The 18,768-nt window shown below is 59.0% G+C and carries 18 protein-coding genes; 7 read left to right on the top strand and 11 right to left on the bottom strand.

Annotated elements, in window-relative coordinates; all coding sequences use genetic code 11:
- Positions 1-60 precede the first annotated feature (60 nt).
- The 3 genes from VF684_RS01630 to VF684_RS01620 are packed head-to-tail and all read left to right on the top strand — an operon-like array spanning position 61 to position 3,415.
- Positions 61-1,065 carry an HlyD family secretion protein gene (locus tag VF684_RS01630; RefSeq protein ID WP_139440506.1) on the top strand — a complete coding sequence of 335 codons (1,005 nt, stop codon included), beginning with the start codon at positions 61-63 and terminating at the stop codon, positions 1,063-1,065.
- A complete protein-coding gene (locus tag VF684_RS01625) occupies positions 1,065-2,219 on the top strand; it encodes an ABC transporter permease (protein WP_139440507.1) in 1,155 nt (384 codons plus the stop codon). Before VF684_RS01630 ends, VF684_RS01625 begins: the two co-directional genes overlap by 1 nt.
- Entirely contained in the window at positions 2,219-3,415 is a 1,197-nt protein-coding gene (locus tag VF684_RS01620) for an ABC transporter permease (RefSeq protein WP_376899007.1), read from the top strand. Before VF684_RS01625 ends, VF684_RS01620 begins: the two co-directional genes overlap by 1 nt.
- A gap of 110 nt (positions 3,416-3,525) precedes the next feature.
- Here VF684_RS01620 and VF684_RS01615 read toward each other — a convergent pair whose 3' ends face one another.
- The 3 genes from VF684_RS01615 to VF684_RS01605 all read right to left on the bottom strand — a co-directional run bounded on the left by VF684_RS01615 (position 3,526) and on the right by VF684_RS01605 (position 5,919).
- Positions 3,526-4,161 carry an SDR family oxidoreductase gene (locus VF684_RS01615; RefSeq protein WP_139440509.1) on the bottom strand — a complete coding sequence of 212 codons (636 nt, stop codon included), beginning with the start codon at positions 4,159-4,161 and terminating at the stop codon, positions 3,526-3,528.
- Between the two features lie 133 nt (positions 4,162-4,294).
- Complete coding sequence (locus VF684_RS01610; RefSeq protein WP_139440510.1) at positions 4,295-5,149, bottom strand: DnaA ATPase domain-containing protein; 855 nt, start codon at positions 5,147-5,149, stop codon at positions 4,295-4,297.
- Between the two features lie 71 nt (positions 5,150-5,220).
- Positions 5,221-5,919: a DnaT-like ssDNA-binding domain-containing protein gene (locus VF684_RS01605; RefSeq protein ID WP_139440511.1), complete on the bottom strand. Its 699-nt coding sequence runs from the start codon at positions 5,917-5,919 to the stop codon at positions 5,221-5,223.
- A gap of 239 nt (positions 5,920-6,158) precedes the next feature.
- Between VF684_RS01605 and VF684_RS01600 the strand changes: the two genes are divergently transcribed.
- Positions 6,159-7,130, top strand: a complete 972-nt coding sequence (locus tag VF684_RS01600; protein ID WP_005339125.1) for a response regulator — start codon at positions 6,159-6,161, stop codon at positions 7,128-7,130.
- Positions 7,131-7,204: 74 nt separating this feature from the next.
- Here the strand turns inward: VF684_RS01600 and VF684_RS01595 are convergent, their stop codons facing one another.
- The 5 genes from VF684_RS01595 to VF684_RS01575 form a co-directional block, all read right to left on the bottom strand.
- Positions 7,205-8,602 carry a peptide MFS transporter gene (locus VF684_RS01595; protein WP_201911621.1) on the bottom strand — a complete coding sequence of 466 codons (1,398 nt, stop codon included), beginning with the start codon at positions 8,600-8,602 and terminating at the stop codon, positions 7,205-7,207.
- 213 nt (positions 8,603-8,815) lie between these two features.
- Entirely contained in the window at positions 8,816-9,727 is a 912-nt protein-coding gene (gene galU, locus VF684_RS01590; RefSeq protein WP_047436208.1) for a UTP--glucose-1-phosphate uridylyltransferase GalU, read from the bottom strand.
- 96 nt (positions 9,728-9,823) lie between these two features.
- Positions 9,824-10,144 (bottom strand): ComEA family DNA-binding protein, encoded by a 321-nt coding sequence (locus VF684_RS01585; protein ID WP_201911619.1) that lies wholly within the window; start codon positions 10,142-10,144, stop codon positions 9,824-9,826.
- A gap of 377 nt (positions 10,145-10,521) precedes the next feature.
- Positions 10,522-12,702 carry a phosphate acetyltransferase gene (gene pta, locus VF684_RS01580; RefSeq protein WP_005339119.1) on the bottom strand — a complete coding sequence of 727 codons (2,181 nt, stop codon included), beginning with the start codon at positions 12,700-12,702 and terminating at the stop codon, positions 10,522-10,524.
- 54 nt (positions 12,703-12,756) lie between these two features.
- Positions 12,757-13,959, bottom strand: coding sequence for an acetate kinase (locus tag VF684_RS01575; protein ID WP_005349210.1), 1,203 nt, complete (start codon positions 13,957-13,959; stop codon positions 12,757-12,759).
- A 304-nt stretch (positions 13,960-14,263) separates the two neighbouring features.
- Here VF684_RS01575 and yfbV point away from each other — a divergent pair, with 304 nt between their 5' ends.
- Positions 14,264-14,704 carry a terminus macrodomain insulation protein YfbV gene (gene yfbV / locus VF684_RS01570; RefSeq protein ID WP_201911617.1) on the top strand — a complete coding sequence of 147 codons (441 nt, stop codon included), beginning with the start codon at positions 14,264-14,266 and terminating at the stop codon, positions 14,702-14,704.
- A 58-nt stretch (positions 14,705-14,762) separates the two neighbouring features.
- Here yfbV and VF684_RS01565 read toward each other — a convergent pair whose 3' ends face one another.
- The 3 genes from VF684_RS01565 to VF684_RS01555 form a co-directional block, all read right to left on the bottom strand.
- Positions 14,763-15,263, bottom strand: a complete 501-nt coding sequence (locus VF684_RS01565) for a YfbU family protein (RefSeq protein WP_005341125.1) — start codon at positions 15,261-15,263, stop codon at positions 14,763-14,765.
- A gap of 163 nt (positions 15,264-15,426) precedes the next feature.
- Positions 15,427-15,891, bottom strand: a complete 465-nt coding sequence (gene bcp / locus VF684_RS01560) for a thioredoxin-dependent thiol peroxidase (RefSeq protein ID WP_139440513.1) — start codon at positions 15,889-15,891, stop codon at positions 15,427-15,429.
- 24 nt (positions 15,892-15,915) lie between these two features.
- Positions 15,916-16,449 carry a glycine cleavage system protein R gene (locus VF684_RS01555; protein ID WP_139440514.1) on the bottom strand — a complete coding sequence of 178 codons (534 nt, stop codon included), beginning with the start codon at positions 16,447-16,449 and terminating at the stop codon, positions 15,916-15,918.
- Between the two features lie 205 nt (positions 16,450-16,654).
- Here VF684_RS01555 and dapA point away from each other — a divergent pair, with 205 nt between their 5' ends.
- A complete protein-coding gene (gene dapA / locus VF684_RS01550; protein ID WP_005349232.1) occupies positions 16,655-17,542 on the top strand; it encodes a 4-hydroxy-tetrahydrodipicolinate synthase in 888 nt (295 codons plus the stop codon).
- Positions 17,535-18,662, top strand: a complete 1,128-nt coding sequence (gene bamC, locus VF684_RS01545) for an outer membrane protein assembly factor BamC (RefSeq protein WP_201911615.1) — start codon at positions 17,535-17,537, stop codon at positions 18,660-18,662. The genes dapA and bamC overlap by 8 nt, the downstream gene beginning before the upstream one ends.
- The last annotated feature ends 106 nt before the right edge of the window (positions 18,663-18,768 follow it).

Raw genomic sequence — 18,768 nt, 5'->3', positions numbered from 1 at the left:
CGTTCCTTTTTCTATCTCTGTTTCGACCGCCAAGGGTCGCCCGTTTGTCGAGGTGAAGTGATGAGCCATCCCCCCATCAAAAAGAAGATGAGCCAGGGTAAACCGCTGTTGTTGCCGCTGGTGCTGGTGATCTTGGTGGTCTGGCTCGGCTGGCGCTTCTGGCTCGCCTATCAGCCGGAGCCGGTGCATCTGCAAGGGCAGATTGAAGCGCAGCAATATTCGGTCTCCTCCAAGGTGCCGGGGCGCATCGACGAAGTGTTGGTGAAAAAGGGCGATCAGCTGACCAAGGATCAACTGGTCTTTACCCTGGCGAGCCCCGAGATCGAAGCCAAGCTGAGCCAGGCTAAGGCCGGTGAGGCCGCTGCGGGTGCGCTGGCGCAAGAGGCCGAGAAAGGGGCCCGTGCTCAACAGATCGCTGCCGCCAAGGATCAGTGGCAAAAAGCCAAGGCTGCAGCCCAACTGCGTGGCAAGACCTATGAGCGGGTCGCCAGCCTGCACCGCGACGGTGTAATGCCGCTGCAAAAACGCGACGAGGCCTGGACTGCCTGGCAAGCCGCCCGCTACAGCGAAGGGATGGCGTGGCAGCAGTACCAGATGGCGTTGGAAGGGGCGCGGGAAGAGACCAAGATCGCCGCTCGCGAGAAGGCCAAGATGGCGGCGGGTTCTGTTGCCGAGGTTGAAGCCTATCTGGCCGATACCCGCATCACCAGCCCCCACAATGGTGAAGTGAGTCAGGTACTGCTGCGCAGCGGCGAGCTGGCGCCCCAAGGTTTCCCCGTGGTGACTCTGCTCGACATGAACGATGCCTGGGCCCAGTTCCACGTTCGCGAGGATCTGCTGCCCCGCTTCCCGGTCGGTACCGAGTTTGATGCCCGCATCCCGGGCCTGGGCGATCAGATGGTACGCTTCAAGGTGACCCATGTGGCCGTGATGGGGGATTTTGCCACCTGGCGCGCCACCGATACCCGTCAGGGTTTCGATATGAAGAGCTTCCAGGTGGAGGCTCGCCCGCTGCAACCGGTTGAGGGGCTGCGGGTTGGCATGAGTGTGCTGGTTGAACTCTGATGGGACGTGAATTTCGGCTGCTGTGGCAGGATCCCTTCAGTCGTGCCCTGATGAGCTGGGTGCCGCTGCTGCTGATGGGGATCCTCTGCTGGATCTTCTCGGCAGGGTTGGCCCGTGACCTCAAGGTAGGGCTGGTGGATCTCGACCACAGCGTGCTCTCGCGCCAGCTCGCTTTCTCGCTGGATGGCTCGGCCGGGCTCAAGGTGGCGCAACAGTTTGACTCCATCGAGGCCGGGGCGCGCGCCTTGCGCGGTGGCGACATCTATGCGCTGGTGGTGATCCCCAATCATCTGGAGCGGGATGCCCGTCAGGGCACCCAGCCGCAGGTAACGGTGTTCAACAACGGCCAGTTCATCCTGATCGCCAAGCTGGTCAACTCGGCGCTGGCGCAGGTGGTAGGCACTCTCAACGGTCAGGTCGGTGTGCTGGAGGCGATGGCCGATGGCAAGTCGCTGCCCGGCGCACTCGGGCAGTCGGTGCCCATCAGCAGTCAGGTGACGGCGCTCTATAACCTCAACTCCAGCTACGCCCAATTTCTGTTGAGTGCCATTCTGCCAGCCGTATGGCAGATCCTGGTGGTGCTGTTCGGCCTCAATGCGCTGGCCCGTACCGATCGGCTGGGGCTGGACTGGACTACTCGCGGTGTCTGGTTTGGTCTCTGGCGCACCCTGTTGCCCCACGTGCTGATTAGCTGGGGGTGGGGGATAGTCTGGACGCTGCTGCTGTTCAAGGGCTTCTCCTACCCCATGCACGGCAGCTGGCTGGTGCTGGTGGTGGGTCTGGGGCTAGCCTCGGCCGCCTGCGTCACCATGGGGGCCTTCTTTTACGGCATCATTCGGGATCCGGCCCGCGCCCTGTCGTTAGCGGGGGCTTACACTGCGCCCGGTTTCGCCTTTATGGGGGTCACCTTTCCGGTGAGTGCCATGGGAGATTTCGCCCGCTTCTGGCGCAGCCTGTTGCCGGTCTCTCACTATGTGGAGCTGCAGATTGGTCAGAGCAACTACGGTCTGCCTCTCGCATCGGCGTTGCCGCAACTGGGGGCGCTGCTGCTGTTTCTGCTCCCCCTGCTGCTGGTGGTTCGTCGTTACAAGCAGCAGGCCGAGCTGGCCCGTCAATCAGCCGCAGTGGCGAGCGCCGAAAAGGAGCCTGAGTGATGCTGGGATTTGTCGATCTGTTGCGCCTAGAGCTGCGCACCCTGCTGGCGGATCGCGCCATCATGCTCACCCTGTTTGGCGGGGTGGTCTTCTACTCGTTTCTCTATCCCCAGCCCTATCTGCATCAGCTGCCGCGGGAAGAGGCGGTGGTGGTGGTCAACGAGGATGGCAGTCAGTTGTCCCGTCAGCTGGAGTTTATGGCCGATGCCACGCCGCAGGTGAAGCTGGTGGTGCGAGCCAATTCGCTGGCCGAGGCGCGCCAGCTGATGATGGCCGGGGAGGCGAGCGGGATCCTGCACATCCCCAACCACTTCTATCGGGACCTGATGTTGGGCAAGAGCGTCACCCTGAGCTATGCCGGTGATGCCTCCTACTTTCTGGTCTACGGTACCATTGCCGAGGGGCTGGCGCAGGCCGGCGGCACTCTCGCCGCGCAGGTGAAGGTGGCGCGGCTGTTGAGCCACGGCGAGGCACTGCCACAAGCGGCCATGGGCTGGAATGCGGTGGCCCTCAACGTGGTGCCGGTGTTCAACCCGACCATGGGTTATGTGAACTATGTGGTGCCAGCGGTGTTTGTGCTGATCCTTCATCAGGTGTTGCTGATGGGGGCGGGGATCCTGGGGGCGACCCAGAACCAGCGTAGCTGTCGCGGCGAGCATGGTTACTGGCAGAGTGCGCTGGTGTTGCCGCTGCTGCTGGCCAGAACTCTGGTGCTGGCGGGGTTGTTCCTGCTGCCGGTGAGCTACTTCCTCGGCTTCTGCTTCGATCACTACAACATCGCTCGCCATGCTGACTCGCTGGAGTTGTGGTTGTTCGCCCTGCCGTTCCTGCTGGCGACCTGCTGGTTCGGTATTGTGTTGGGCGCCATCTTTACCCGGCGCGATCTGCCCACTCAGGTTGTGTTGGTCTCCTCCCTACCGCTGGTCTTTCTGGCGGGCTTTATCTGGCCGCTGGAGCTGATCCCGGCGCCTCTCAACTGGCTGGCTCAGTGGGTGCCCACTATCCCCGCCGTCGAGGGTTTTCTGCGCCTTAACCAGATGGGGGCCGACTTTGCGCAGGTTTCCCGTTACTGGTGGCAACTATGGGGTCTGGCGCTGCTCTACGGCGCGCTGGCTTGCCTGTTGCTGCGCTGGCGGCAGCAGTCGTTGCCGGTTGCTCGCCCGTCAGTCGTGCAGAGTGAAACGACCGCCGGTTAAGCGGGATGGTGCAAGCGCCCGTGAGATGGCGTGTGCGGTAAAGTGAAAACGGTCAGCCCTTGGGCTGACCGTTTTGTTATGTGGTGGGGTTAAGCGGTTTTACTGCTGCTTTAGCCGCGCTGGAGCGTGGGATCCCCGATGGCGTAGATCTGCTCCACCGCCGTCTCATCCGCCAGCAGACGCAGCCCTTGGGCGGTCACATCGGCGCGGCGCACCAGTCCGTGTACCTCCTTGCCCTGACTCAGCTCGGCACGGCCGGTGGCGTCGCCATCCTGAAGGCCCGCCGGGCGCAGAATGGTCCATGCGAGGGAGCTGGTCTGCAGCCAGCTCTCCGCTAGACTCTTGAGACGCACCTCGTGACCGAAGGCGGCGCGGGCCCGCTCCGGCAGATACTGCCAGCTGTCGCCACAGCCGAGGGAGGTGACCAGCAGCAGCCGTTTCAGGCCTGCCTGCTCCATGGCATCGATTACATGACGGTTGCCCTGATAGTCCACTGGCACTGTTTGGCGAAAGCTGCCGAGGGTAGAGACGACCTGAGCATCTTGTCCCGCACGGGCACATGCCTGCTGCACCGCAGCCGGATCCAGCGCATCCCCCTCGACCACCTCAGCTCCCAGCGTCTCCAGTTCCGTAGCCATCTCGGGGCTGCGTACCAGCGCAACGACCCGGTGACCCTGGCTCAGGGCGTGATGAGTAAAGGCGCGGCCCAGCCCGCGGCTGGCTCCGAAAATCAGTGTGGTTGGCATAGATGAGCTCCCTTGGCAAAAGGGGCTAGCCTAGTGGCTTGTTCGCTTGCTGTAAATGAGAGTTGTTTCTATTTGTGAGCTGGCAGGGAGGAGAGAGTGCGAGCCGCCAGCGACTCGCACTCTTTGAGAGGCATCAGCCGCTGTAGTTGCCGATGCTGGGGCGACGGCTGGGGCCGCTCAGGTGGATATCCACCGGATTGAACGCCTTGATCGCCTCATAGCTGAAATCACCGATCGCCTGATGCAGGCTCTGGGGCGAGTGGTTGGTGATGATGATGACGCTCTTTGACAGGTTGCGACGGCGGCGCAGCAGGTGGCCGAGGAAGCTGGACTGACTCTCCGCCATCTTGGCGCGGTTGGCCGATACCTCATCGATGATCAGCAGATCCACCTCTTCCAGCGCGCGGCGGTACTGGTTGCGCTCGTCCTGATCGGGGATCACGTTGAAGAACAGCCGATCGACGATGGAGGCCCACTGCTGGAAGATCACCGATTTCTGGTGACGGGCGATCAGCTCATGCGCTACCGCCCCCGCGAGGGTCGACTTGCCGGTGCCGTAGTCGCCGTAGATCAGCATGCAGCCGCCACCGCTCTTCTCCCAGTGCTCGAAGCCGCTGATAAAGTAACGGGCGGTCTCGATGGGATATTGCAGCGCCGGGTCACCGGCATCCATCTTGTCAAATACCCAGTCGGGGTTGAGGTCGGCCTGGGCGATCAGCTTCTGGATCCGCTCCTGACGGGCCGCCTTCTGCAGCTCGCGCACCTCGGCGTTGGCCTTGGCGTCGTACTCCTTGCGCAGGGTCTCGTAGTCATACTGGCCGCCACCGGTCTCTTGTTGCAGGCGACGAATGCGCTCCAGCAGGCCACCCACATGGCGGCTCAATTCCGGGTCGTGAATGCGGTGATCCTGCTTGGCCTTGGCGATCTTCTGGCGCTTGGCTTCGATCTCTTCCAGCTCCTGGCGCAGGGGATCTTGCGGGTCAGTCATGGAATGCTCCTTCTGCTCGATCAGGGATGGGTAGACAAGGGGTTGATTCTGCCTGCAGGCGGGGGCCGCTATCAATCATTATCCGGCTCCTGCTGCGCTGCGGGTTCTTGCGTCTGCTGTTGGGCCAGTCGCTTGGCCTCTTCAATCATCTGTTGGGCCCGTTTGCTGGGGCCCGACTCTGCCGGGGCCTGCGTCACCTGCTGGTAGCCCTGCACCTCCATCGGTTTGCGACGGGTATAGCGGCGGGTCTTGAGGGCGCGAATAAACTTGAGCATCCATTGATGCTGGGAGTCGAATACCTCGGGGCGCCCCAGCCAGTAGGCGATAAATTCTCCCAGATCCTCTTCGCTATAGCTGGCATCGATCACCCCGCACAGACGGGCGAGGGCGGGCAGCTCTTCGTCCGGGCGCCATTGCAGATGCATCTGGAAGGGGCGTTCCGGCAGCGGGCTGCGCAATTTCTGGGTCAGCAGCGGCAACTGAAAAGGGCACTGATGGTAGTGCTCACTCTCGGGCTGAGCCTCGACCTGCAGCAGGCCCGCCTCCATCAGTTCATCGAACAGTTCGGTGAGCTGGCGGGCATTGACCTGAAACGAGAAGCCGCAGGGATCACCCGGATCGACCACTGCCAGCGCCCGACCCAGCTCGGGATAGTTGAGCCTTGCCGCCTGATTTTCCAGCACCAGTCGGCGCAGCTGCAGGGTATAGAGACTACGAGCCGGATGGGACAATCTGGGGTGGGCAAGGGCGCTGTATTCGGCTGGGGTCATGGTCTTCTTCACGAGCTGGAGTGGGGGGCATTATCCCTTATGGCGCCCACTTGCACAATTCGGATGGAGGTAGCGACATTGTGGGGAGAGGTTGTGCTGCTATGTGGTTGTTAATAGAGCAATCTGTCGTTCAGAACCTGACCAAGGTCTATTTTTGACACATCGTTTCCGCGGATACCTCACTTTTGAACTAGTCTTAATACCTAAATAACCAATTGACTAATAAGAGCTTTATCAAGATGTTAAGAGCCGGGCTACGGATCCTGATGGTGGAGGACGAAGCTGTTTTTCGCCACTCGTTAGTGAGTTACCTCGCACGGGACGGGGCAACGGTATTTCAGGCCGAAGATGGTATTGAGGGGCTATCGGCGGCGGCCCTCTACCATCCCGATGTGGTGCTCTGCGATCTCAATATGCCCAATATGGATGGCCACGAGGTGATCGCCTGCCTCTCTGCGCGCTATCCCCATATTCCGGTTATCGTTATTTCGGCCCAGAGCACCATGGAGGCAGTCGCCAGCGCCTTGCGTGCCGGTGCGCGGGACTATCTGCTCAAGCCCCTCGAGGATTACGCGCTGGTAGAGCGCAGTATCGAACAGTGTCTCAACGGCAGCGCCAACCGGGCGCAGCAGCTGGAGCTGATGGATCACATCGACTATTTCAGTGCCCACGACAAGGCGGCCAGCCGCCTGCTGGCGGGGCTCAAGCCGCCGGGCTTGCAGGAGTGGGGCCCCTGGCAGGTCACGTTCAAGGGGCTGGGGCAGTTGTTTATTCCAGATACCTTCAAGGTGGAAGACAAGCTGCTGGTGCTGGTGATGGAGCTGCCCATCATGGGTACGGATGCGGCATTTTGTGGGGCACTGGTGCGATCCTTGATGAATGTCCCCTACCGCCAGTTTCAGCAGAACGAGAGCCGGTTGCTGAGCCAGCCGCACCGGTTGCTCGACTACCTCAACCATCAGTTGATGGCATCCGGGCTTCGCCACTCCTTTGCCATGGCGGCGCTGCTGTTTGATCAGCATGATGGGCTGGTGTTTGCCAATGCAGGGCTCACCTCTCCCCACTGGCTGATGCGCTCAGGCGGCCTACCCCTTGGTCTGATGCGCAGCAGCCACTACGCCCTGCACAAACGTAGCTGGCATGAACCGTTCGCCCTGCAGTTTCGCAGCGACAGCGGTGGCTCGCTGGATGTGCAGGTTCGTCATCACTGATGCCGCCTGATAAACAGGCCAAAACAAACAGGGCGCCCATCGGCGCCCTGTTTGTGGTTTACAATCCTGACCGTTTAGACGGTGGCAGATTGCAGTTTCTTCTCTTGAGCTTGCGGCTCTTTGGCCGGGCCTTCGGCACCGTGCATCCAGTAGACCAGGCGGTTGGCCATGGTCAGCAGGATCAGGGCGCTCAGTATCGCAGCCAGGGCGATGCCACCGAAGATGGCGATCGGGCCGGCTTCACCAACGAAGGAGCCGATAAAGCCCGCAGCGTAGTTGGCCAGGGCAACGAAGCCAAACCAGGCACCCATCATCAGGGAAGCCAGACGCAGCGGAGCCAGCTTGGTCACCATGGAGAGGCCGATCGGGGAGAGGCAGAGCTCGCCCAGGGTGTGGAACAGGTAAGCACCTACCAGCCAGAACATGGAGGTCTTGACGGTGTTGTCACCACCCTGCTGGAGCACGGCACCGACCATGAACAGGAAGCCGATAGCCAGGAACAGCAGACCCATGGCGAATTTCACCGGAGAGTTCGGCTCTTTCTTGCCGAGCTTGATCCAGATGGCCGCAACGACCGGTGCCAGAGTGATGATGAAGAAGGGGTTCAGGGACTGGAACCAGGCGGTCGGCACTTCGAAGCTGCCGATCATGCGGTCGGTATACTCCTGGGTGTAGAGGTTCATCAGACCACCGGCCTGCTCGAAACCGGCCCAGAAGATGATGGTGAACAGACCCAGTACCAGAATTACCTTGATGCGATCCACTTCCTGCTTGGTTAGCGGTGCTTTCTGCTCAGTAGTACGCAGGGCGGCTGCGCGCTGGGCGGCAGTGACGCGACCGATGTCTCCCAGGAAACGCTGGGCCATGGTTGCCTGGATCACCAGAGAGAGCAGCATACCGATACCGGCGCCGACGAAGGCAGCTTGCCAGCCGTAGGCCGTAGCGGCAGCACCACAGATCACGCCTGCCAGCAGGGAACCCAGGTTGATACCCATGTAGAAGATAGTGAAAGCACCATCACGGCGGTGATCGCCCTCTTCATAGAGGTCACCCACCATGGTAGAGATGTTCGGTTTGAACAGGCCGTTACCCACGATCAGCAGCGCGAGGCCCGCGTAGAACATGGTGTTGACCATATCCGGGAACATGTCGTGGGGCAGTGCCAGAGTGAACTGACCTGCTGCCATCAGCACGGCACCGATCAGGATGGCGCGACGTTGACCCAGGAAGGTGTCAGCCAGCCAGCCGCCGATCAGCGGAGTGATATAAACCAGACCGGTATAGATACCGTAGAGTTTGAGGGCATCTGCCTGACTCCAGCCCAGACCGCCGTTGGCAGTCAGGTCGGTCAGATAGAGCACCAGTACGGCACGCATGCCGTAATAGGAGAATCTCTCCCACAGTTCGGTACTAAAGAGCAAAAAAAGCCCTTTAGGGTGACCTAAAAAGGTCCCTTTTGACGGGTTATTCATTGGAACTTCCACCTGTGTCTTATATTTTTTTGAGTTTTTTATGCAAGGGCGAGAAACACGCCTCAATCCTTATAGAGCATGTGTGAATAAATTACAACATTATGATTTGCTGAGAGTTTATTTACTCTTGATTGATTTTTTGTTGCAAAAATGAAAAAGGAGCATCATTTGATGCCCCTTAAATACGTCTATAAAAAACAGATTTATCAGCGATTACAACTGCTTGACGAACTGCTTCAGCCAACCGATAAATTCGCCGTTCAGCTCGTGATGGCGCACACCATATTCCACATTGGCTTTCATGTAGCCCAGCTTGCTGCCGCAATCGTGGCTCTTGCCCTTCATGAAGTAGGCGTTGACCTGCTCCTGCTCCATCAGCATGGCGATGGCGTCAGTTAGCTGGATCTCGTCACCGGCACCGGCCGGGGTCTTCTCCAGCAGCGGCCAGATATTGGAGGAGAGGACATAACGACCCACCACCGCCAGATTGGAGGGGGCTTCGTCACGGGGCGGCTTCTCGACAATGGCCTGCATCGGCAGGGACATCCCCTCGCTCAGGGCCTCGCCCTTGATGTCGGCGATGCCGTACTTGTCCACTTCGCTCTCGGGAACCGCTTCCACCATGATCTGGCTGATCTGGTTCTCTTCGTACATGTGCACCATCTCGGCCAGGTTGTCTTTTTTCGGGTCGCTGGCCACTTCATCAATCAGTACATCCGGCAGCAGCACGGCAAACGGGTTGTCACCGATCAGCGGACGGGCACACAACACAGCGTGGCCCAGACCTTTGGCCTCGCCCTGGCGGACGTGCATGATGGTGACGTCTTTCGGGCAGATCTGTTGCACCTCTTCCAGCAGCTGACGCTTGACTCGCTTCTCGAGGGTCGCTTCCAATTCGAAACTCTTGTCGAAGTGGTTTTCAATGGAGTTCTTGCTCGAGTGGGTGACCAGCACGATCTCTTTGATACCGGCGGCGATGGCTTCGCGCACTACGTACTGGATCAGTGGTTTGTCGACCACCGGCAGCATCTCTTTCGGGATGGCCTTGGTGGCTGGCAGCATACGGGTACCCAGACCGGCTACCGGGAGCACGGCCTTGCGAACTGTCAGAGGAGTCTTTTTCATGGAAAACTATCCAGCGGGATTAAAGTGCGGCCATGATACTCCAAGAAAAATGGGGCAGCCACAGGCTACCCCATTCGTATATGCAGAGCTCGGACGTTATTTGACGATGATCATGTCACGGTTGGCTTCCAGCGTGGCCGGACCAATGCCATTGACATCCGCCAGCTGATCGACCGAGGTGAACTTTCCCTGTTTTTCCCGATAGTCGACGATGGCTTGTGCCTTCTTGTCGCCAATCCCTTTAAGGCTGGTGAGTTCGGCAAGGGTGGCCGTATTGATATTCAGCTTGCCGGTCTCCTTGGCGACCGCAGTCGTGGTTGTTTGCTTGGGCGCTGCCTTATCTGCGGCCAGCACAGGTTGGCTGAACAGGGGCAAGCAGGCCAGCAGCATGACTGCAGAGAGCTTCTTCATCAGCATTTCCATTCCTCCATGATGTGGATATTGCCGAGTGGCACATTGATGAATAGCGTATCGAACGGGTCTTTTTCACTGTTATTTCTAACAGGTCAAATCCTCATGCCGATGGCGAAATATTTGCTATAAGCGCTTCGCTATGAATGACCTCACATATCCAACCGTATGATCTTGAATCTATTTTAGATACATCTTTAAGGTGGCGATCACGCTTTCCCGAGAGGTTCCGCTAAAGCTGTTGCAGGCGCACTGCATGGCATTATTCTGCGCAACAATGAGCTGGTAGTATGTTTCACTGGTCTTCAAAAGAGAACCAATAAAAAAGGCTGCTCACCTGGGGTGAGCAGCCTTTGTGATCGGTTTTTTCAGACAGGCACTGATTAGGCTTGTTCGTCAGCCTGGGCAGCCTGGATACCGGTCAGGGCGATGGTGTAGACGATGTCATCAACCAGGGCGCCACGGGAGAGGTCGTTGACCGGCTTGCGCATGCCTTGCAGCATGGGGCCGATGGAGACCAGGTCAGCGGAACGCTGCACCGCTTTGTAAGTGGTGTTACCTGTGTTCAGGTCAGGGAAGACGAACACGGTGGCTTTACCTGCAACCGGTGAGTTCGGTGCCTTGGACTTGGCCACGTTCTCCATGATGGCCGCGTCGTACTGCAGTGGGCCGTCGATGATGAGGTCGGGGCGCTTGGCCTTGGCCAGCTCGGTCGCTTCACGCACTTTCTCTACATCGGCACCAGCGCCAGAGGTACCGGTAGAGTAGGAGATCATGGCGACGCGCGGTTCGATGCCGAAAGCGGCAGCGGAGTCGGCGGACTGGATGGCGATCTCGGCCAGCTGCTCGGCAGTCGGATCCGGGTTGATCGCGCAGTCACCGTAGACCAGCACCTGGTCAGGCAGCAGCATGAAGAAGATGGAGGAGATCAGGGAAGAGCCCGGCGCGGTCTTGATGATCTGCATCGGCGGACGGATGGTGTTGGCAGTGGTGTGCACTGCGCCGGATACCAGGCCGTCAACTTCATTGCGCTCCAGCATCATGGTACCCAGTACCACGTTGTCTTCCAGCTGCTCGCGAGCAACCACTTCGGTCATGCCCTTGTTCTTGCGCAGCTCGACCAGACGCGGCACATAGCGCTCGCGTACAACGGCCGGATCGATGATCTCGACGCGATCGGTCAGAACTACACCCTGCTGTTCGGCAACTCGACGGATCTCTTCCGGGTTACCCAGCAGTACCGGACGGGCAATGCCACGCTCGGCACAGATGGCGGCAGCCTTGATGGTGCGCGGCTCGTCGCCTTCCGGCAGCACGACACGCTTGTTGGCCTGACGGGCCAGCTCGGTCAGCTGATAACGGAACGCCGGCGGGCTCAGGCGACGGGAACGGGTAGAGCTGACGGTCAGCGACTCGATCCAGTGCTTGTCGATGTGGCCAGCGACGTAGTCCTGTACCAGCTCGATACGCTCGCGGTCATCTTCCGGAATATCGACGTTGAAGTTCTGCAGGCTGACGGCGGTCTGCCAGGTGTTGGTACCGGTCATCATGATCGGCAGGCCGGTGGCCATGGCCTGTTGGCACAGCGCCATGACCTGCGGCTCCGGATGATAGTTACCAGTCAGCAGCAGGGCGCCCAGCTTGACGCCGTTCATGGCGGAGAGGCAGGCAGAGACGATAACGTCAGAGCGGTCGCCAGAGGTGACCAGCAGGCTGCCCGGACGGAAGTGCTCAACCATGTTGTGAATGGAGCGAGCACAGAAGGTCACGGTCTGCAGACGGCGGCTGTCCAGCTCACCCTTGTGCAGGATCTTGGCGGCCAGATGCTTGGCGAGATCCTTGGCGCGCGGGGCGATCAGCTGGGTGTTCCAAGGGATGCAACCCAGGATGCGCAGCGGGCTCTTGCCGAACACTTGCAGCACTTCCAGGTTGTGGGCAGCGTCGGAAGCGTGGTGATGGGCTTCGAACATCTCGGTCAGGTCAGGGCGGGTTACGCCATGCTCGTCAACCGGCGCGCCAACCTTGTTGATCACGCAACCAACGATGCGGGGGTTGTTGACACCACCGAAGTTGGAGCAGGCCAGTTCGATGCGCTCTTTCAGCTTCTGGCTGGAGTCATGGCCAGGGTGGGTCACGAATACCATGTCGGCATCCAGCGCCTTGGCAACGTCGTAGTTCAGCTTGTTGGCAAAGGGCTGCTTGTCGGTCGGCACCATACCTTCGACAACCAGCACTTCGGCACCGCTGGATTTCACGTGCTCTTCGAAGCGGGCAACGATCTCTTCCAGCAGGATATCGGTGTTGCTGGAGCTGATCATGTTCTCGGCGTAGGAGAGGGTGAAGGGCTCGGGCGGATTGATGTTGGCAGCTGCGCGGATAACGGCGGTTGAGCGCTCTGCGCCGGTTTCACCCGGACGCGGCTGGGCAACCGGTTTGAAGAAGCTGACATTGACACCGTGACGCTCCATGGCGCGAACAACGCCCAGACTCACGGAAGTTACGCCGACACCAGTGCCGACCGGGATAAGCATAATAGTGCGTGCCACTTTATACCCCTTGTTCATTTTTTGGGATCAGGAAAAGGCCGCCCTGTGGGCGGCCTCGAGTTACTGCGTCAATTAAGCGCCGACCAGTTCCAGCGCGTCGTGGGCGATAACCCACTCTTCGTTGGTCGGGATAACCAGGGCCTTGGTAGAACCAGCCTTGGTGATCTCGCCACCCTTGCCGAAACGAGCCTTCAGGTTGGCGTCGTGATCGACGTCAAAGCCCAGCAGACCCAGCTTGTTCAGGGTGATTTCACGGATCGGGGCGGAGTTTTCACCGATACCACCGGTGAAAACAACGGCGTCCAGACGACCGTCCATGGCGGCAGCGTAGGCGCCGATGTACTTGGCCAGGCGATAGCAGTAAACGTCCATAGCACGCTTGGCTTCTTCTTTGCTGTCGTAGTTGTCTTCAACAAAACGGCAGTCGGAGGTCACTTCGGTCAGCCCCTGCAGGCCGGACTCTTTGGTCAGCATGGTGTTGATATCGGCCACGCTCATGCCCAGCTTGTCGTGCAGGAAGAAGATGATGGCCGGGTCCAGATCGCCGGAGCGGGTACCCATCACCAGGCCTTCCAGCGGAGTCAGACCCATGGAGGTATCAACAGATTTGCCGTTCTTGATGGCGCAGACGGAACCGCCGTTGCCCAGGTGGCAGTTGATGATGTTCAGCTCTTCAACCGGCTTGTTCAGCTGCTTGGCTGCTTCCAGGCTGATGTAGTAGTGGCTGGTGCCGTGAGCGCCGTAGCGACGGATGCCGTTCTCTTTGTAGAGCTTGTACGGCAGGGCGTACAGGAAGGCTTCTTCCGGCATGGTCTGGTGGAACGCGGTATCGAATACGGCCACGTTCTTGTCAGCCAGCGCCGGGAATACGCGGCGAGCTTCACGGATACCGATCAGGTGAGCCGGGTTGTGCAGCGGTGCGTACGGAACGGCGGCTTCGATGCCGGCAATCACGTCTTCGCAGATAACGACGGAAGAGGTGAAGCGCTCGCCACCGTGAACAACACGGTGACCGATGGCGATCAGGTTCTTGGACAGTTCCGGATTGAGCGGCAGGATCTTGTTGACGATGAAGTCCAGAGCTTCCTGGTGAGCGGCACCCGCGCCCAGATCGGCACTGCCTTTCTCGCCATTCAGTTTCCACTTGATGCGGGCATCGTCGAGGTTGAAGCACTCGGCCAGGCCGGACAGCAGGTCATCACCGGTGGTTGCGTCAATGACGGCAAACTTCAGGGAAGAGCTGCCACAGTTAAGAACAAGAACCAGCTTACTCATGAATAAATCCTATCGCAGATTGGGTTGTGTAGGCGGATGCGTTGGACGCGGTGCGGCCAAAAACTTTCAACTTATCCTTATGAGGGTTGGCAATCTGTTGCTTGCCCCTTGTATAGTGATACAAGACCCGAAATCCAGACGTCCCTGACAGGTCAATAGCAAGAAGCTTTTGACGCAAAAATGGGCGTACAAAGGATAACCCGATTGTTGAAAAATAACAAAGTCATCCTCAACCTTTGTTACTTTGCATCAAATTTTGTCGAGGTTTTGCCGTTAGTACGTTCAAAAAGCGCTCGGAGGTAGTATGAGCATGAACATTTTTGGAACTAAGTTACAGCAAGGCCGCCATTATATGACGCTTTGGCCGCGCCGTCCCGAGCTCAATTCGATGTTTCCTGAAAATCGGGTGATCAAGGCAACCGAGTTCGCCCTCAAGGTGATCCCCGCGCTGGCGGTGCTGAGCGTGATGCTGCAGTTCCAGTTTGGCGAGCTGCACTACTGGCCCTCCGTCATCACTTCCGTGCTGTTTCTGCTCAGTTTGCCGCTGCAAGGTTACTACTGGCTCGGCCAGCGTGCCGACACCCGCTTGCCCCCTTCGCTGGCGAGCTGGTATCGGGAGATCAACTGCAAGATGAACGAGCAGGGTGGCCGTCGTCAGCTGGTGTCTCAGCCGCGCTATGAAGAGCTGGCCGATACCCTCAAGGCCGCCTTCCAGCAGCTCGATAAATCCTTTCTCTACGAATAACCCGTTTCAGAGCAAAAAGGCGCCAGTGGCGCCTTTTTTGTTGCGGTTGGTGTGTGGATCAGGCCGCCAGCACCTTGCGGATCTCCTGGATAGAGAGCTTGTACTGACGTGGACACTGACGCCACACCTGCAGCATCCGCTGGTACTTGTCGCGCATGGCGATGTCGCTGGAGAGCTCGTCGCACGGGCACTTGAGCTCGGGGAAGCGCTTGTCCACCTCCAGCAGGAAGCAGACGTAGTCAGCCAGCTCACGCTCCTGGCTGCGGCTGTAGCCGTTGAACTCCAGCCGGCTGGCATTGATCTCGCCCTGATCGGCGGCATCCAGATTGCCCCATGAGATGGCCAGTGCGTGGTGCAGCTCCAGGGTATCGATCACCTCTTGGCAGGTTGCCAGATCCAGATGGCCGAAGCTCTTCTCCAGCTCGAGGATCTGCAGGCAGTAGCCGCGCTCGATGATGGTGCTGGCGCGCTGGTAGACGTCCGCTTTCTCCGGATTGAGTTTCGCCAGAATTTCGTACTGGTTGCTCAGGATCAAACGCTCAGTGTTGCTCATGTTCATGGGATATCTCGCTGGAAGATGATTCTGGGGCCACGTTAACCCATATATAAAATGAATTTTTTGATCTGGGCGGGGGAGTTGGTGAGAAAAATCCGCTGGCAAGGGGCGGTTGAGCAGACGAAAAAGGCCTGCATGGCAGGCCTTTCAATAACGCAGGGGAGGATTATCCCTTGAGGAAATCCAGTACCACCTGATGGTGATCGCTGGTTTTGAACTTGTCGAAGTGGTGGGCAATCTTGCCCTCTTCATCGATCAGGAAGCTCTGACGGTGAATGCCGTCATACTCCTTGCCCATGAACTTTTTCGGGCCCCAGACGCCAAAGGCATCCGCGACGGCGTGGTCTTCATCGGCCAGCAGGGTGAAGTTGAGCTGGTCCCGCTCTTCGAACTTTTTCAGCCGTTTGGCCGGATCCGGGCTGATGCCAAGTACCACCACATTGAGGGCGGCCAGCTCGGCGCTCACATCGCGCAGGCTGCAGGCCTGGGTGGTGCAGCCGGGGGTCATCGCCTTGGGGTAGAAATAGACCAGCACCTTCTTGCCGCGCAGGCCAGCGAGGCTGACCTGATTGCCATTCTGGTCGGGCAGGGAGAAATCGGGGGCGGGGCTGCCAGCTTGTAGTGGTTGCATGGGGTCTCCTCGGGTAAAACGCCCTCAGGCGTGTTTGCGATTGACGATAAACTCGAACGATTCGGCACCCAGTTGACGACAGAATTCGGCGAAGGCGGTTTGCGAACCTTCCACTTCACCCTCTCTGGCCAGATTGAGCTGAAAACTGATCTTCAGCAGGTTGAACGGCTGCTGCTCCAGGGTCATGGATTGCATCGCCTGAATGTTCCAGCCATGTTCGCTGAAGAACTGGGTGTACTGGCTTACGATGCCGGGCTCGTCGCGGATCAACAGGTCGGCACTGGCGCGGATGTCATACTGCAGGGACTGGTGGCGTTCGGTGCGTTTCATCATGGTGATGAGATCCCACTCCTGGCTACGCAGGGGCAGGCTGATTTCGAGTTGCATCATGCTGTTCCAGTCGCCCGAGAGCAGCATGATAAAGGTAAATTCATTGCCGAAGATGCCAAGGCGGCTGTCCACAATGTTGCAACCACAGCCACTGACGTGGCGGGTCACTTCATTGACGATGCCAGGCCTGTCCGTGCCGATGGCCGTTACGACCAGGTAGTGAGTCATAAATCTTCTCTCGTCCGTTATTTCGTTGCGAAAGCCGCGCTGACAAGTCAACCCTCCGGCCCTGATGACCACTCCCTGAGGGACGTTGCCGACTTTCGTCCATTGCTTTTTGTTCCGGATGGTATCACGGCTTGCCCCCTCTCTCCCTTGTTTTTCAAAGGGGCCAGCTTTACCATTACGCCCCTGAAAATCGGGAGAAAAGTCCATGTTACGCGGTAGTATTGTTGCGCTCGTTACCCCCATGCTGGCTTCAGGTGAAGTCGATTGGGCCAGTCTGGCCAAACTGGTCGACTATCATGTCAGCGCCGGGACCAGCGCCATTGTTGCGGTGGGTACCACAGGGGAGTCGGTAACCCTGAGCGAGCAGGAGCATATCGCCGTCGTTGAAAAGACCGTTGAGTATGCCGCCGGACGCATTCCCGTCATCGCCGGTTGCGGCTCCAACAATACTGCCCATGCCATTGAATTGGCAAAGCGACTGGCCAAAACCGGCGTGGTGGCGGGCCTCTCGGTGACTCCTTACTACAACAAGCCCACTCAGGAAGGTCTCTATCGCCACTATTGTGCGATCGCCGAGGCTAGTGGTCTGCCCCAAATTCTTTATAATGTGCCCGGTCGCACCTGTTGCGATCTCAAACCGGAGACCGTGGCCCGTCTGGCCAAGGTTCCCGGCATTATCGGTTTGAAAGAGGCAACTGGCGATTTGAGCCGCACCCCGCTGCTGCGCGAGCTGTGCGGGCCGGAGTTTGCTCTCTACAGTGGTGACGATGCCACTGGTTGTGATTTTATGCTGCAAGGTGGCGATGGCGTGATTTCGGTCACCACCAATATTGCAGCGGCCCAGATGGCCGACATGTGTCGTGCTGCGCTGGCCGGTGATGCCGGGCAGGCGCATGACATCAACAATCTCTTGATGCCGTTGCACAAGACTCTGTTCTGCGAACCGAGCCCCACCCCGGTGAAATGGGCCTGTGCCCAACTGGGGTTGATTGCAACAGCCACCTTGCGCTTGCCGCTGGTTGACCTCACCCCCGAGGGCGAACAGCTGATGGCGCGAGCACTGACCACAGCGGAGTTGATGGCGAGTGTTTAAATCTAATGGAAAGGGAAATAGAGCCCGTCTGGTGCTGAGCGTTGCGACTGTGGCCGTATTGGCCGGTTGCAGCACCCCCCAGGATCGCAAAATGGCCAACCGCGACTTCGGTTATGAAGATGCCCGCCTCGAGGGCCGCGCGTTCTTGATCCCCGCAGGATTGAGTGCCCCCACCTTCAACAGCCAGTACGATATCCCGCCGCTTCCCGAGAGCAGCCGTGAAGGTGCCCTCGGCGCCCAGGTCGATGTGCGCCCACCCGCTCAACTGCTGACCGTGGTACCGGGCAGTCAGGTGGTGCAGACCGCAACCGAACCGACCGTTGCCTTCTATGCCCTGAGCACCAGCCAGAGCGTGGAGCGCGATACCTGGTCGTTCCTGATGAACTTCCTGGCCAAGTACAAGGTCACCACCGAGAAGCTGGATCAGCAGGATGGCGTATTGCAGACCGGCTGGTTTGACAACACGGTCGCCCTCGATGGCTGGGGTGAAGATGACGAAGACTTCAAAATCCGTCAGCGTTACCAGTTCACCGTACGCAACGATGCCCAGCGCCACGCCGTCAACATGTCGGTCCGGGTGCTGGATCACGAAGAGACCATCGACGGCGAGACCAGCAACAAGCTGACCCCTGCCGATGCCCAGCGCTATGCCGCGCGAGTGCTGAACCAGTTCTCGCTCTATTACGACAGCCAGCTGAAAGCCCGCGAGCAGCACAAGTCCAACGATGGCATGGGTCTGCAACTGGGTCTGGACAACAACGAACTGAGCGCCTGGATTGCCGAAGGCTCCTTTGATCAGGTGTGGCGTCGCCTCAACCAGGTACTGCCCGCTTACGGTTTCACCATCAAGGATACCCAGCAGTCTCTGGGCTGGATCGACGTCGAGTACGAAGAGCCGAGTGCCGAGTTCTGGAAGGCGAAAGGGAGCGAGCCGTTCAAACTGGAGGAGGAGAAATACCGCTTCCAGCTTGGCGAAATGGCGGGAGGCAAGACCTCCATTACCCTGTTCGACAAGGACAAGAAGCCGGTATCGTCCGGGGTTATCTCCCAGATGTATATCAGCCTGTCCGAGGCGTTCGCCAAGGGGCTGGCCGATCAGGCAGCAGCAAAAGCAGAATAAATACAGGGGCCTTGTGCCCCTGTTTTGTTATCAAAATCCCCCTGAAAACGCGGGGATTCAGAGTGGTTTTCGATGATGCGAGCCCCCTTGCCAGCCCGTTGCAAAC

It is taken from the genome of Aeromonas sp. Lyrl_2 (assembly GCF_051948815.1).
Classification (GTDB): Bacteria; Pseudomonadota; Gammaproteobacteria; order Enterobacterales; family Aeromonadaceae; genus Aeromonas; species Aeromonas veronii.
Note: the sequence above shows the minus strand (reverse complement) of the source record. Positions and strands in the feature narration are given on the sequence as shown.

Bases quoted from the DNA above. Each gene is read 5' to 3' on its own strand.
- VF684_RS01630 (WP_139440506.1), top strand. From the start codon at position 61: ATGAGCCATCCCCCCATCAAAAAGAAGATGAGCCAGGGTAAACCGCTG.
- VF684_RS01625 (WP_139440507.1), top strand. From the start codon at position 1,065: ATGGGACGTGAATTTCGGCTGCTGTGGCAGGATCCCTTCAGTCGTGCC.
- VF684_RS01620 (WP_376899007.1), top strand. From the start codon at position 2,219: ATGCTGGGATTTGTCGATCTGTTGCGCCTAGAGCTGCGCACCCTGCTG.
- VF684_RS01615 (WP_139440509.1), bottom strand. From the start codon at position 4,161: ATGCCAACCACACTGATTTTCGGAGCCAGCCGCGGGCTGGGCCGCGCC.
- VF684_RS01610 (WP_139440510.1), bottom strand. From the start codon at position 5,149: ATGACTGACCCGCAAGATCCCCTGCGCCAGGAGCTGGAAGAGATCGAA.
- VF684_RS01605 (WP_139440511.1), bottom strand. From the start codon at position 5,919: ATGACCCCAGCCGAATACAGCGCCCTTGCCCACCCCAGATTGTCCCAT.
- VF684_RS01600 (WP_005339125.1), top strand. From the start codon at position 6,159: ATGTTAAGAGCCGGGCTACGGATCCTGATGGTGGAGGACGAAGCTGTT.
- VF684_RS01595 (WP_201911621.1), bottom strand. From the start codon at position 8,602: ATGAATAACCCGTCAAAAGGGACCTTTTTAGGTCACCCTAAAGGGCTT.
- galU (WP_047436208.1), bottom strand. From the start codon at position 9,727: ATGAAAAAGACTCCTCTGACAGTTCGCAAGGCCGTGCTCCCGGTAGCC.
- VF684_RS01585 (WP_201911619.1), bottom strand. From the start codon at position 10,144: ATGCTGATGAAGAAGCTCTCTGCAGTCATGCTGCTGGCCTGCTTGCCC.
- pta (WP_005339119.1), bottom strand. From the start codon at position 12,702: ATGAACAAGGGGTATAAAGTGGCACGCACTATTATGCTTATCCCGGTC.
- VF684_RS01575 (WP_005349210.1), bottom strand. From the start codon at position 13,959: ATGAGTAAGCTGGTTCTTGTTCTTAACTGTGGCAGCTCTTCCCTGAAG.
- yfbV (WP_201911617.1), top strand. From the start codon at position 14,264: ATGAGCATGAACATTTTTGGAACTAAGTTACAGCAAGGCCGCCATTAT.
- VF684_RS01565 (WP_005341125.1), bottom strand. From the start codon at position 15,263: ATGAACATGAGCAACACTGAGCGTTTGATCCTGAGCAACCAGTACGAA.
- bcp (WP_139440513.1), bottom strand. From the start codon at position 15,891: ATGCAACCACTACAAGCTGGCAGCCCCGCCCCCGATTTCTCCCTGCCC.
- VF684_RS01555 (WP_139440514.1), bottom strand. From the start codon at position 16,449: ATGACTCACTACCTGGTCGTAACGGCCATCGGCACGGACAGGCCTGGC.
- dapA (WP_005349232.1), top strand. From the start codon at position 16,655: ATGTTACGCGGTAGTATTGTTGCGCTCGTTACCCCCATGCTGGCTTCA.